17 protein-coding genes and 1 riboswitch are annotated in these 10,903 nt (G+C 63.4%); of the genes, 13 read left to right on the top strand and 4 right to left on the bottom strand.

Annotated elements, in window-relative coordinates; all coding sequences use genetic code 11:
- Positions 1 to 272: 272 nt before the first annotated feature.
- Together BMX36_RS19565 and BMX36_RS19560 are read left to right on the top strand one after the other, a co-directional pair.
- Positions 273 to 596: a hypothetical protein gene (locus tag BMX36_RS19565; RefSeq protein ID WP_170172305.1), complete on the top strand. Its 324-nt coding sequence runs from the start codon at positions 273 to 275 to the stop codon at positions 594 to 596.
- Complete coding sequence (locus BMX36_RS19560) at positions 593 to 1,195, top strand: hypothetical protein (RefSeq protein ID WP_018251247.1); 603 nt, start codon at positions 593 to 595, stop codon at positions 1,193 to 1,195. Before BMX36_RS19565 ends, BMX36_RS19560 begins: the two co-directional genes overlap by 4 nt.
- A 19-nt stretch (positions 1,196 to 1,214) precedes the next feature.
- Here the strand turns inward: BMX36_RS19560 and BMX36_RS19555 are convergent, their stop codons facing one another.
- The gene (locus BMX36_RS19555; RefSeq protein WP_125972932.1) at positions 1,215 to 1,892 is read right to left on the bottom strand and encodes a hypothetical protein; all 678 of its coding nucleotides are present in this window, start codon (positions 1,890 to 1,892) and stop codon (positions 1,215 to 1,217) included.
- On the opposite strand from BMX36_RS19555, the gene BMX36_RS19550 reads away from it, so the two are divergent.
- From BMX36_RS19550 to BMX36_RS19510, 9 genes are all read left to right on the top strand, one after another.
- Complete coding sequence (locus BMX36_RS19550; protein WP_018251246.1) at positions 1,867 to 2,238, top strand: TIR domain-containing protein; 372 nt, start codon at positions 1,867 to 1,869, stop codon at positions 2,236 to 2,238. The two genes, BMX36_RS19555 and BMX36_RS19550, sit on opposite strands and share 26 nt — an antisense overlap.
- The gene (locus BMX36_RS19545) at positions 2,192 to 3,241 is read left to right on the top strand and encodes a caspase family protein (protein WP_206379130.1); all 1,050 of its coding nucleotides are present in this window, start codon (positions 2,192 to 2,194) and stop codon (positions 3,239 to 3,241) included. The genes BMX36_RS19550 and BMX36_RS19545 overlap by 47 nt, the downstream gene beginning before the upstream one ends.
- Before the next feature lies 1 nt (position 3,242).
- Positions 3,243 to 3,521 carry a hypothetical protein gene (locus tag BMX36_RS19540; protein WP_018251244.1) on the top strand — a complete coding sequence of 93 codons (279 nt, stop codon included), beginning with the start codon at positions 3,243 to 3,245 and terminating at the stop codon, positions 3,519 to 3,521.
- 122 nt (positions 3,522 to 3,643) lie between these two features.
- Positions 3,644 to 4,477 carry a DUF3800 domain-containing protein gene (locus BMX36_RS19535; protein ID WP_018251243.1) on the top strand — a complete coding sequence of 278 codons (834 nt, stop codon included), beginning with the start codon at positions 3,644 to 3,646 and terminating at the stop codon, positions 4,475 to 4,477.
- Between the two features lie 207 nt (positions 4,478 to 4,684).
- Complete coding sequence (locus tag BMX36_RS19530; protein ID WP_056432825.1) at positions 4,685 to 5,308, top strand: hypothetical protein; 624 nt, start codon at positions 4,685 to 4,687, stop codon at positions 5,306 to 5,308.
- A 439-nt stretch (positions 5,309 to 5,747) separates the two neighbouring features.
- The gene (locus BMX36_RS19525; RefSeq protein ID WP_042469543.1) at positions 5,748 to 6,683 is read left to right on the top strand and encodes an ArdC family protein; all 936 of its coding nucleotides are present in this window, start codon (positions 5,748 to 5,750) and stop codon (positions 6,681 to 6,683) included.
- A complete protein-coding gene (locus tag BMX36_RS19520) occupies positions 6,680 to 7,333 on the top strand; it encodes a hypothetical protein (RefSeq protein WP_018251240.1) in 654 nt (217 codons plus the stop codon). The genes BMX36_RS19525 and BMX36_RS19520 overlap by 4 nt, the downstream gene beginning before the upstream one ends.
- 20 nt (positions 7,334 to 7,353) lie before the next feature.
- The gene (locus tag BMX36_RS19515; protein ID WP_018251239.1) at positions 7,354 to 7,671 is read left to right on the top strand and encodes a DUF7673 family protein; all 318 of its coding nucleotides are present in this window, start codon (positions 7,354 to 7,356) and stop codon (positions 7,669 to 7,671) included.
- Positions 7,668 to 7,865, top strand: a complete 198-nt coding sequence (locus BMX36_RS19510) for a hypothetical protein (RefSeq protein ID WP_018251238.1) — start codon at positions 7,668 to 7,670, stop codon at positions 7,863 to 7,865. Before BMX36_RS19515 ends, BMX36_RS19510 begins: the two co-directional genes overlap by 4 nt.
- A gap of 57 nt (positions 7,866 to 7,922) precedes the next feature.
- Here the strand turns inward: BMX36_RS19510 and BMX36_RS19505 are convergent, their stop codons facing one another.
- Both BMX36_RS19505 and BMX36_RS19500 read right to left on the bottom strand, forming a co-directional pair.
- Positions 7,923 to 8,486 carry a manganese efflux pump MntP gene (locus BMX36_RS19505; protein WP_018251237.1) on the bottom strand — a complete coding sequence of 188 codons (564 nt, stop codon included), beginning with the start codon at positions 8,484 to 8,486 and terminating at the stop codon, positions 7,923 to 7,925.
- 11 nt (positions 8,487 to 8,497) lie between these two features.
- Positions 8,498 to 8,661, bottom strand: a riboswitch (yybP-ykoY riboswitch).
- A 68-nt stretch (positions 8,662 to 8,729) separates the two neighbouring features.
- A complete protein-coding gene (locus BMX36_RS19500) occupies positions 8,730 to 8,999 on the bottom strand; it encodes a metal-sensing transcriptional repressor (protein WP_007406864.1) in 270 nt (89 codons plus the stop codon).
- A gap of 137 nt (positions 9,000 to 9,136) precedes the next feature.
- Here BMX36_RS19500 and BMX36_RS19495 point away from each other — a divergent pair, with 137 nt between their 5' ends.
- Entirely contained in the window at positions 9,137 to 10,261 is a 1,125-nt protein-coding gene (locus tag BMX36_RS19495; RefSeq protein ID WP_007406849.1) for a nickel/cobalt efflux transporter, read from the top strand.
- The gene (locus tag BMX36_RS19490) at positions 10,261 to 10,452 is read left to right on the top strand and encodes a DUF1289 domain-containing protein (protein WP_037569978.1); all 192 of its coding nucleotides are present in this window, start codon (positions 10,261 to 10,263) and stop codon (positions 10,450 to 10,452) included. Before BMX36_RS19495 ends, BMX36_RS19490 begins: the two co-directional genes overlap by 1 nt.
- Positions 10,453 to 10,604: 152 nt before the next feature.
- Here BMX36_RS19490 and BMX36_RS19485 read toward each other — a convergent pair whose 3' ends face one another.
- Positions 10,605 to 10,817, bottom strand: a complete 213-nt coding sequence (locus tag BMX36_RS19485; RefSeq protein WP_043058994.1) for a hypothetical protein — start codon at positions 10,815 to 10,817, stop codon at positions 10,605 to 10,607.
- Positions 10,818 to 10,903: the final 86 nt, after the last annotated feature.

Genomic DNA, 10,903 nt, shown 5'->3' with positions numbered 1-10,903 from the left:
CTCACACCCTACGAATATATCACCAAGATCTGGACGTCAGAGCCAGACCGGTTCATCGTCAATCCGATCCACCAGATGCCGGGACTAAACACCTAGGGACGATCAAGCAGTAAGCGAGGCCTGCCGCCGGCCCGTGCTCTACTGCGCTGGCGTGTGCCACGCCGCTCCGCGGAACCCCGTCGCCGGGTTTCCGCCCGTGCGGGTGACGATCAGACTAGGCCACAAAGGGCCGCCCTCGCGGGCAGGCGTTGCTCATGCGGGGAACCGCTCCAATGCTTGAGCGCGGTTCTCCCGCCGCCGTCCTGATCGGCCGTTGGGGCATGGCGCTGTCCCTTGTCGTCGGCGCCGTCCTGGCCGGTCGCCTCATCCGTGCTTTCCCCTACCTGCTCCCCAACCGCCTTCCCGGCCTGGTCCTCTACGAGCTGGGGCCAGCGCTGATCCTCGGGGTGGCGATCGGGGCCGCCATCGCCATCACGCACGACTTGCGCCCCGGCATCCGGGCGCGGCTCGCGCTGTTCGCGCTCGCCGCGCTGGTCGCCGGCGCCGTCACGCTGGCCGTCGAGTTTGACGCAGCCTTGCAAGGACGTTGGCTATGAGGAAGCAGCAACGGTTCGTCGCCATCGAAGGGCCGGTCTCGTATATCATCGGTTTTCACGACACGACCGACGTAAGCGTGACCCAACACACGACCCACCGCGCAGACCCCGCCGTGCCCATTTCGCATCCCGGTGATACGATCCACCGGACCGGCCTGACCCGCGCGGAGACGCATACCTTCGTGAATACCTCCCGCGAGTTCGCGATGCTGTTCGAGGTCAACGGCCACACGCTCAAGCTGTGCGCGAGCGACTATATCGCCTTGGCCGTCGGCGACCGCGTTCGTGCCGTATGCGAGCCCATTCCGGACTGCCCCATGCTGGTCCGCGACTGGCATAATCAGACGCGGGGCATCCGCTTGCGCGACCTTCCCACCCCGCTCGCCAGCGTCGCGACGGAGATCTGCTTCAGCCTGATCCTGCTCGTCATCGGCTTGGGAGCGGTCTTCCTGTCGGGCGATGACGGGGACGCGCGCACCTTCACGCTGATCGGATGCGGCCTCGTCGCCTTTGCCGCGCTATGCGCCCTATCGGCCAATCGTGGCGCAGCGCGCACCGCCCGAACCCACGCCGAACTGGATCGCCTTACACGACGATGAGGTGTGCCACGTGGCACACCTATCTGCGCGGTGCGCCGCAACCTACTTCTTGGCAGGCGCCGGAGGCGGCGGCGGCGGTGGTGGGGCGACCGGAGCCCGTGGCGCCGGAACAACGCCCGTTTGAGGCTGCGACACGCCCCCCGGCGGCAACGGCGCGCGTGGCGGCGGCGCTATCCCCCTCGATCCGCCCGATCGGGATGGCGGCGGTGCTGGCGGAGGGGCTGGCTTCTCGCTCATTGATACTGACCACGTTCGCTGTGACAAAAGAGAACAAACATAGAAGAGCGGCGGGAAATGACCATAGCGCGAACCCGTTGAGACGTTCGGACCAAGCCGCTACCGGCGGGATATCGTCGTAGAGGGCAGCTCGCCGCGCATCGACCGCCTTACGCGCCGTCGCGAAGCTCACCGTCAGGGCAAGAAGCCCCAAAACATCGATCGCCCATCCGGCAACCAAGGCATACGGCCACACCGCCTTGGCAAGCGGAACCGCGCTTCCTACAAATGACACAGAAGCGGCAAATAGCGCCGTGTGTGCAAGTGCAACAAAGCTGTCGCGTGCAGCTTCGTTTTGAGCATGGGCGGTATCCAGAGCTTGCAGCTCATGCTTAAAGTCGTCGGGCGTTCGCTGATTCATTATCGAAATAGAACCATAATGGAGGATGTTGGAAATGGCTGATAAGAAAGTGCTCTTCATCGCGTTCGCCATCGAGGATGAACGGCAGCGTGACTTCCTCAAAGGGCAGTCGCTCCATCCGCGGCAGCCATTCGAGTTTATCGATATGTCGGTGAAGGAGCCATACGACAAAGACTGGAAGGATCGTGTCCGCACGCGGATCAAGCGCTCGCATGGTGTGATCGTTCTGGTCAGCAAGAACTCGGCAGCCTCGACGGGCCAGAAGTGGGAAATCCAGTGCGCCCAGGAAGAGGGCAAGCCGATCCAAGGCATCTACGCCTATAAGGATGATCGCGCCTCGATCGCGGGCGTCAGCACCGTTGCCTGGAGCGACGCCAACATCACCAACTTCATCGATTCACTCTGAGCCGGAGGCGACGGTGCGCAAGGCCCTGATCGTCGGTATCGACCATTACGAGAAAATCGGGAACCTCAGCGGGTGCGTGAACGACGCGCACTCGGTGAAGGCCATGCTCGAGCGCCACGCCGACGGCACCGTCAACTTCGCTACACCTAAGCTCCTGACCGGCACCGGTCCCGGCGATCTGGTCGATCGCGAGGAGCTGAAGGCGGCTGTCCGCGAACTCTATGCCGACGACGCGGACATCGCCCTGTTCTACTTCGCCGGGCATGGCTTCATCGAGGACACCGGCGGCTACCTCTGCACCAGCGACAGCCGCAGCGGCGACGATGGCCTGCCGCTTTCAGACATCATGACGCTCGCTGCCAATTCCGGGGCGAAGAACAAGATCATCATCCTCGATAGCTGCCATAGTGGCGCTGCCGGGGAACGTCCCACCCATCCCGCTGCGGAAATCCGCGACGGCATGACCATCCTCACAGCGTCCACCGCCGAGCAATATGCGATGGAGGTCGAAGGGGGCGGTGCCGGCGTGTTCACCAGCCTGTTCGTCGACGCGCTCGGCGGCGCCGCCGCCAACCTGCTGGGCGACGTCACGCCGGGCAGCGTCTATGCTCATATCGACCAGTCGCTTGGGCCGTGGAAGCAGCGCCCGGTGTTCAAGACGAATGTCAAAACCTTCGTGTCGCTGCGCAAGGCGGCACCCCCGATCGCGCTGACCGATCTTCAGGCGCTGGCGAAGCATTTTCCGACCGCCACTTACCAATTCCCTCTCGATCCGGCATTTGAGCCCGAGCGGTCGGAGGAGCAGAAGAACGACCCCTCCATTCCACCGCCGGACCCGGAGAAAACCGCGATATTCGCGGTGCTCCAACGGTATGTGAGGGTCAACCTCGTGCGCCCCGTCGATGCACCGCATATGTGGCACGCAGCGATGGGCAGCAAAGCCTGCGAGCTGACTGTATTGGGCGAGCATTATCGAAGTCTGGTGGAAAGCGGGCTGATCTAACATGGCAAAGCCTCTCGCCGCTGACGCCCGTAAGACCTTGGTCGAACGCCTCGCCGCGATCGAACATGAGCGCTGGTCGCATTGGCAGCGCTACATGCACGGCAAGGCGACCAAACAGGAGGACGGCTCGTTGCTGATCCCCGCCGATCTTGTCGAACGCTGGGAAAAGCAGATTGCGACCGACTATGCCGATCTTCCCGCCGATGAGCAGGAGAGCGACAAGGAGCAGGTGGAGCGATACCTGCCCATCATTGAGGACGCCTTTCGCTCAGGGGAGTAATCAGCGTCCGTTCTTGACAACACCAGGCTCATCGCTCATATCTGTTGACGGACGCGGCTCACGGGCTGCCCCAATTCCGAGGCCCACGCTTAGCGTGGGCTTTCGCGATTCTGGGGACCTGCATGCTGTATTTCGCTTATCTCGACGAGTTTGGCCACATCGGCCCGTATGTCGCGCGCGACGATCCCGCCTACAATGACAGTCCCGTTTTCGGGCTCGGGGGCATGATCCTCCCCTACTCATCCGTGCGGCAATTCTCGACCTGGTTCTACCAGCTCAAATGCAACATGCTGGCTTGGGAGATCGGGCAAAGCGGCCAGCATCCCGCGACATGGGAGAAGAAGGGCTCGGCCCTCTTCACCAGCATGAACGTCGAGAAATACCGGCAGGTTCGCACGGCGGCCAATCGCATCCTCAACAAGATCCGCGCAAGCGGCGGGCATGTCTTCTACGTTGGCCTCGAGAAGAACCGCCCCGTCGCGGAGTTTAAGGCGCAGGCGCTTTACCTCACGGTCCTGGGCGAGGCGATGAAGCGCCTCAACCAATATGCCGATCAGAACGACGCCGATATGGTCATCGTCATGGACGAGCATCAGGATCGCGACGCCATCCTGACTCGCGCGAGCCAAGCCATGTATGGTGGCCCCTCCCCCCGGCGTCGCATCATCGAGCCGCCCTTCCAAGTCGAGAGCGAACGCTACCAGACATGCCAGTGCGCCGACTGGCTATGTGGTCTGGTCGGCCGCGTCGGCGCCTATCAGGCGCGCCCCGACGAATGGGCTGACATGGCTTGGTCGCAGACCTACTTTCAGGACCGGCTCGACGCGGCATCGGTGCGAAGCTCGATCCGCCTGCAAACGGCCGCTACCGAGGTCGAAACGGTGGAAGCCCTACCCGCCGTCGTCGATACAGGTCTCGCACAGCCTGCACCGGGCAACGACGACACGCCGGCCTGACTCCGGCGGGTCAATCCGCCGGCATATCACTCGGCCGGGTCGGACGCATCGTTCCAGCGATGAAGAGGGGTGTGCCACGTGGCACAGCTACGCCAGCAAGGAACTGGTTCCCGAGCTGGGGCCGCGTTCGTCAGCTCGACGATCCAGCCACCCGTGTACGTGGGATCTATACGCCGCTTCGCAAAGCCATTCCCGTAAGGAGGACAAATGCCCGCAGGCCCTGGAACATCTTCCTCACCGCGTGAACTCGTCACCAAGGCGTTTGACTCCGCCTTCGTGATCGCCACCATATTAGCGGCCATCTATTTTGCCGGGTGGACCTACAGACAGGCCTATTTCGGCCGTTTTGCCATCGATCCGACCAATCTTGGCGGTTCGAACATTGCAGTTGCGGTGGAGGGCCTCGGTGCCATTATCACCACAACCGGCGCGTGGCTTACAGCGATCCTGCCGCTGCTGATCGTGACGGCGCTTACTTTGATTGCCGGCAAGCTCTTCGACCGCGCCAGGGCTGCATCGCATAGGCCGCCGTTTTTTGATCCTCTGACATTGTTTATGGCTCGGGTGGGGTGCGGGACCATTGTCATCCTCATTGTGGTCGCCGCTGGCCATGTTGCAGGTACGATCCGAGCGAAAGACCGCATAGGTAACATCACCCGAGGGGAGGTGTGGATTTACCATCTCGAAGGAAAGCAGGTGTCAGGTATCACGCTGGGGCAATCCAACGACATGACATGGGTTCTCACCAAAGAGGGTGTGCGGCCCCTCAAAACGGCAGAGATCCAGCTTATAGATGGCGCTCTATTCAACAGGGTTGCTACAGAACGCTAACGTCTAGGATCAGCGTGAAGCCGGGTGCGACCCTGCAAGCACCGCTCCTTTCGCTCTCTGCGCCGACCAAGCCGCCGTACCGCCGTCTCGGCCCTATTGGGTGACGATCCTCGCGTGAAAGGTGTGCCACGTGGCACACCTGATCGAAGCGCCTAGGGCGCGGCGTAAGCCCGTTCGCGCCGCTGCCCTCCCCCGGAGGCCATCCAGCGCCGGGGAACACCAAGGGCGGCTGCCCTTTCGTTCCCGAACGACAATCGACCGCCCGTGTAATCCGCCAAGCGTGGCACTCGACGCCCTGCAGGGCGTCGGCCACGCTAGGGCGGCTCGCCCGCGCCAGCGGTAGATTCTCGCCCTCCCTCCCCATCCCGTTCCTCGCCGGAAAGGCAGAGCCGGTTGCTGTTGCGACCGGCTTTCAGCCTCAGAGGAAAGGAAGACAATCATGGGACGGATCACCGACAACCGGGCCGACATCTATCAGGAAATCACCGATCAGATGATCGCCATGATCGAGGCGGGCACCCGGCCTTGGTCGAAATCGTGGAACGGCAGCACCGCACCCACCATCCCGCTGCGCTCGACGGGGGTTCCCTATCGCGGCATCAACGTCCTGACCCTTTGGGTTGCCGCCATGACGAAGGGCTATGCTTCCCCGCATTGGCTGACCTTCAAGCAGGCGCTCGCGCTCGGCGGCTGCGTCCGCAAGGGCGAGAAGGGCTCAACCGTCGTCTATGCCAACAAGATCGAGGTGAACGCCGACAGCAAGGCACAGGAGGGCGCAGAGCGAGGCGAGGATGGCAAGCGTCAGGTGGCGTTCCTCAAGCGCTACACCGTCTTCAATGCCGAGCAGATCGACGGCATCGAGGCGAAATATCCTGCCCCCTTGCCCGTCATCACCGCGACCAATCCCGACCAGCGCGACGCCGAACTGGACACGCTCTTTGCCCGCGTGCCCGTCACCCTCAAGCACTTCGGTTCCCAGCCCTATTATCAGCCGAGCGGCGATCATGTCGTCATGCCGCAGTTTGCCGACTTCCACACCAGCGACGACTATTATTCGACCCTAGCGCACGAGCTTTGCCATGCGACGGGGCACGTTGACCGCCTTGCCCGCCCCTCCCTCATTTCCACGAAGCGCGAGGACTATGCTCGCGAGGAACTGGTCGCCGAGCTTGGGGCCGCGTTCGTCAGCGCCACCATCGGCATCAAGCTCCACGATCGCGAGGACCACGCCGCCTATCTGGCGAACTGGCTTCAAGCGCTCCGCAACGACAAGAAGTGCATCTTCACCGCCGCACGGCTCGCGCAGGACGCGTCCGACTGGCTGTTGAGCCGCATGGCGGTCGAGACAGCGCCCGAACTGGAGGCGGCGGCGTGACCGCCGCCGACGATCCCGGCCCCGACGGGGGCCGGGGCGTGGCGGCGCGCATTGTCTTTGACCCGAGCGTCGCCACGGTGAGCGAGGAGGAGTTTAACGAGCTGGTCGCGATCATGCGCGATGGCCCAAATGCGAAGCCGCTGACCCCCGAAGCGCAATGGCGGCGCGACTATCACAAGGCGATGTTCCACCGCCGCCTTGTCGGCGTACAACCCGACCTGTTCGGCGGGAAGCCGGTAACGCATATGTACAAGGCCGCCCCCGGGCCAGTCAGCGACTGGAAACCGGAACCGGTCGAGGAGAAGCTGTCCCGGATCGCGCGCGATCCCCAAGCGACGTTCGGCATCGGCCGACCGGCTCTTTCGCCGGAGGAACTGGCCGTCGTCATCGACGGCGCAGCCAATTGGCTGCGGATCGCGCAGCGGGTCCGGATTGCGGGCGCTTTCGCATCCTATGACGGGCGCGCGGAACGCCGCATCGGTCGGAAAGGCGTGATCTGGCGCTTGTGCAGCCCGGTGTTTGCAGGCCACACCTATGTTTATCTCGATCCGACCGGCGCCGAGCGGGTAGAGAAGATCGTGATGGTGGAGCTGCGCGACGTCGAGCCGATCGATGATGCGCTGTTGGTCCCCGTCCCCTTCCACGCTTGAAGGAGCAGAAGCGAATAGTCATGAGCCCACCCCAACGCCGCCCCGCAATCCGGGCTGTCAGCTTCGAGGACGTTGGCGAGGCCATTGCCCGCCTGATCGTCGTCGCCGGGTCCGATACCGGCCAAGCCTCGCGTGCGGCCGACTTCCTGTTGGCATGGTGGGACGGCAGTGCATGGGGCCATTTTCCGGTCCTTCACCTCTGCAATTGCGATCCCGGCATCTCGGAAGACATGCTCATCGTCATGGCGCATCTGGCGGCCGAGCCGTCCGTCTATCCCGATGCTTGGGGCTACCGCGACGCGATGGCGGCGCTGGTCGAGCAGTGGCGGCCCGCATGACCCCGCTGCGCACCGCCATCGACATCATGACGGGCTTGCCCATCGATCGCGATACACGCCGCGCGCGGCTACTCGCCGCGCGCCGCAAGCCGGTCGGAAGCATCCCCCGGCGCGGCATCCTGTCCGGCCATTGGGATCGTGGCAATGTCGTCGGCGCGTTCCGGGGAGGACGCGGCAGCTTTATCGCGGACTAGCTGCGAAATCGCGCGCCGCTTCCCCGCCAAGCGAGCAAGCGGCGCGCTGGTTTGAGGTCAGGCGGTGAGGTGCTGGTAGAGGATCGTGCCGCCGATGAGGATGAGCGTCAGCCCGCCCAGCATCTCTGCATAGCGGCCGATATACCGTCCCGCGTGCTTGCCGAGCATGACGCCGATCGTGGCGACGACCGTGGTGATCCCGCCAATGATGAGGCACGCGGTCAGGATATTGACCTGCATGACCGCGAGACTGACACCCACCGCCGTTGCATCGATGCTGGTGGCGAGCGCGGTAACGACCAGTCGCCACACGCCGGTCTGAGCGCGCTGACCCGCGTCCACGTCGCTTTTCGTCGCTGCATGGATCATATGCCCGCCGACGCCGAAAAGCAGGAAGAAGGCTATCCAATGATCGACTGCCGCGATCCAAGTGCTCAGCGCCAGGCCGATCGCCCAGCCAATCGCCGGCGTGATCGCCTCGAAGAAGCCGAACACGGCGCCGACACGTAAGGCATCGCGCCAACGATTGCGCTGATTGGTCGCACCCTTCCCCACCGCCGCAGCGAAGGCGTCGACCGACAAGCTGGCGCCAAGAGCGCCGAGCGTTAGCAAACCCGTCATTGATATACGTCCAAGGGCCGTCAACCGAACGACGCAATCCACCTCCGGCCACGAGAGAGGTAGCGCATCGTTGGTCTCGCCGGGCAGATCAAAATCTGCTGCCATCGCCACGAACCGGAAGGTTCAAGGATGTTGACGATGGCCCCGCAACAGCGGGTAGCTACTCCCCAAGAGTGAGACGCCCGTATCCCCTGGGGGGCATATGTACAAGCCGAATCCGATCAACCCTGTCCGATTAGGCGATCACCAGTATTTGGATATCGCCCGGAACTGCTCCACCGCCACCTTTGTCCCCTCGCCCTCTTCGGCGTGAACCAAGCAGTGATCGATATGATCGTTGATGAGCGCGCGCTTGGCGCTGGCGATCGCGTTCTCCACCGCCTGAAGCTGCTGCGCGATATCGACGCACGGCCGTTGCTCTTCGATCATCCCGACGATGCTTTTCAGGTGCCCGGTCGCACGGTTGAGCCGCTTGATGATCGCGGGATGATTGGAATGATCGTAATGGGCCATGTCACCCTATAAGACAAACGGACGAACTTTGTCGAGCAACCCCCCGGGGGGATAGACTCTATCCCCATGGGGGGATATGGACCTGCCCGAACTTCACGTCCGATCGGTCGCGACCGCCGGGCTTGCCGGGACGCACCATGACCTCTTTCGCCGAACTCGTTCAACAGGGCAGCTCCAATCTCTGGCTGTTCATCCCGACCGCGCTGCTGCTCGGTGCGCTGCACGGGCTGGAGCCCGGCCATTCCAAGACCATGATGGCTGCGTTTATTATCGCAGTGCGTGGCACTGTTGGCCAAGCCGTCCTGCTCGGCCTGTGCGCGGCGCTTTCGCACACCGCGATCGTGTGGGGCATCGCGCTTGGCGGGCAATATCTCGGGCGCGGCATCAACACCGAAACGACCGAGCCTTACCTCCTGCTCGGCTCGGCCGTCATCGTTCTTGGCATCGGTCTATGGATGATTTGGCGCACGCGTGCCGATCAGAAGGCCGAAGCCGCGCACGATCACCACCACCATCACGGCGAGGACGAGATCCGCACGATCGACACCGGCCACGGCATGATGCGTCTGGAGATTTTCGAGGATGGCGTGCCGCCGCGCTGGCGGGCGAGCTTTGCCAAGGGTGGCTGGAAAGCGGCGGATGTTATCCTCACAACGGATCGCGGCGAAGGCCGTTCGCAGACATTCCGCTTCGTCGATCGGGGCGATTACATCGAAAGCGTCGAGGAGATCCCGGAACCGCACGCCTTCAACGCGCGCGTCTCGCTGGGCCACGGCGGCCACAGCCATGACTACGACCTCACATTCGCCGAACACGGGCACGATCACGGCCACGGGCATGATGGACTGAAGGTCACGGGCGACGATGCCTACATGAACGCGCATGAGCGCGCCCACGCCGCCGATATCAGCCGCCGGTTCGCCGATCGTCAGGTAACGACCGGCCAGATCGCGCTGTTCGGCCTGACGGGCGGGCTGATCCCCTGCCCCGCAGCCGTCACCGTCCTCCTGCTCTGCCTCCAGCTCAAGCGTCTCGCGCTCGGTGTCGTGCTGGTGAGCGCGTTCAGCGTCGGCCTTGCCGTGACGATGGTCAGCGCCGGCGTCATCGCATCGCTCAGCGTCACGCACATCCGCAAGCGCTGGTCAGGGTTCGGCGACTTCGCGCGCAAGGCGCCTTATGCGTCGGCGGGCCTGATGCTCGTGATCGCGGGCTACATGGCCTATTCCGGCTTGCAAGGCCTCAGTCGGATCGGCGCGATCTGATGCGATCGCCTTGCGTCGATCTATGTGGTTTCGATGCCCGCACCGGATGGTGCCGGGGGTGTGGCCGCACGCGCGACGAGGTCCGGCGTTGGCGTAACCTGCGACCTGGTGATGCACGCCGCGTCATGAGCGACCTGCCACACCGCTTGGCAAAGCTGACCGACCGTTCCGCAAAGGGGGGCACGTCCTGATGTCGTGTCTCGCCGCCAAGGCGCTGGTATAATGTCGAGCAGGCTGAAATAGCGTGAACGCTCGAATTGACCGGCAAGTGATTTCCTTGCCCCGTTTTTTGCGTCGGCTTACGCTGCAAATGATGGCGGTGCAGCGTTCCTCTGTTGCGATCCTAGGAGTCGTGTTGGCGCTGGCCGCTGTCCTCGGGCTTGTCGCAGTATCGGGATGGCATAGCGCCATGGTTCACGATCACGGCCCGGTTCAAGTCGCCATGGTCGATACCCATTCTGATGACGATCACGACCATGCGGTTATGATCGATCATGACGATCAGGCTCCGGCAAAGCAGGCCGACGGCGACGGGCCAGCTCACCTTCTTGCCCACGCCGCAGGCCACTGGGTTGCTTTCGATGGCGCGAGGGCTGCGCCGGTTGCGGCCATCGTCGCCGCTCGCGTGTGGTCGATATTAAC

Source organism: Sphingomonas sp. OV641 (assembly GCF_900109205.1).
Taxonomy (GTDB): domain Bacteria; phylum Pseudomonadota; class Alphaproteobacteria; order Sphingomonadales; family Sphingomonadaceae; genus Sphingomonas.
This window is presented reverse-complemented; position numbering and strand designations above follow the sequence as displayed.

Coding starts and splice junctions, on each gene's coding strand:
- BMX36_RS19565 (WP_170172305.1), top strand. CDS start 273: ATGCTTGAGCGCGGTTCTCCCGCCGCCGTCCTGATCGGCCGTTGGGGC.
- BMX36_RS19560 (WP_018251247.1), top strand. CDS start 593: ATGAGGAAGCAGCAACGGTTCGTCGCCATCGAAGGGCCGGTCTCGTAT.
- BMX36_RS19550 (WP_018251246.1), top strand. CDS start 1,867: ATGGCTGATAAGAAAGTGCTCTTCATCGCGTTCGCCATCGAGGATGAA.
- BMX36_RS19555 (WP_125972932.1), bottom strand. CDS start 1,892: ATGAAGAGCACTTTCTTATCAGCCATTTCCAACATCCTCCATTATGGT.
- BMX36_RS19540 (WP_018251244.1), top strand. CDS start 3,243: ATGGCAAAGCCTCTCGCCGCTGACGCCCGTAAGACCTTGGTCGAACGC.
- BMX36_RS19535 (WP_018251243.1), top strand. CDS start 3,644: ATGCTGTATTTCGCTTATCTCGACGAGTTTGGCCACATCGGCCCGTAT.
- BMX36_RS19530 (WP_056432825.1), top strand. CDS start 4,685: ATGCCCGCAGGCCCTGGAACATCTTCCTCACCGCGTGAACTCGTCACC.
- BMX36_RS19525 (WP_042469543.1), top strand. CDS start 5,748: ATGGGACGGATCACCGACAACCGGGCCGACATCTATCAGGAAATCACC.
- BMX36_RS19515 (WP_018251239.1), top strand. CDS start 7,354: ATGAGCCCACCCCAACGCCGCCCCGCAATCCGGGCTGTCAGCTTCGAG.
- BMX36_RS19510 (WP_018251238.1), top strand. CDS start 7,668: ATGACCCCGCTGCGCACCGCCATCGACATCATGACGGGCTTGCCCATC.
- BMX36_RS19505 (WP_018251237.1), bottom strand. CDS start 8,486: ATGACGGGTTTGCTAACGCTCGGCGCTCTTGGCGCCAGCTTGTCGGTC.
- BMX36_RS19500 (WP_007406864.1), bottom strand. CDS start 8,999: ATGGCCCATTACGATCATTCCAATCATCCCGCGATCATCAAGCGGCTC.
- BMX36_RS19495 (WP_007406849.1), top strand. CDS start 9,137: ATGACCTCTTTCGCCGAACTCGTTCAACAGGGCAGCTCCAATCTCTGG.
- BMX36_RS19490 (WP_037569978.1), top strand. CDS start 10,261: ATGCGATCGCCTTGCGTCGATCTATGTGGTTTCGATGCCCGCACCGGA.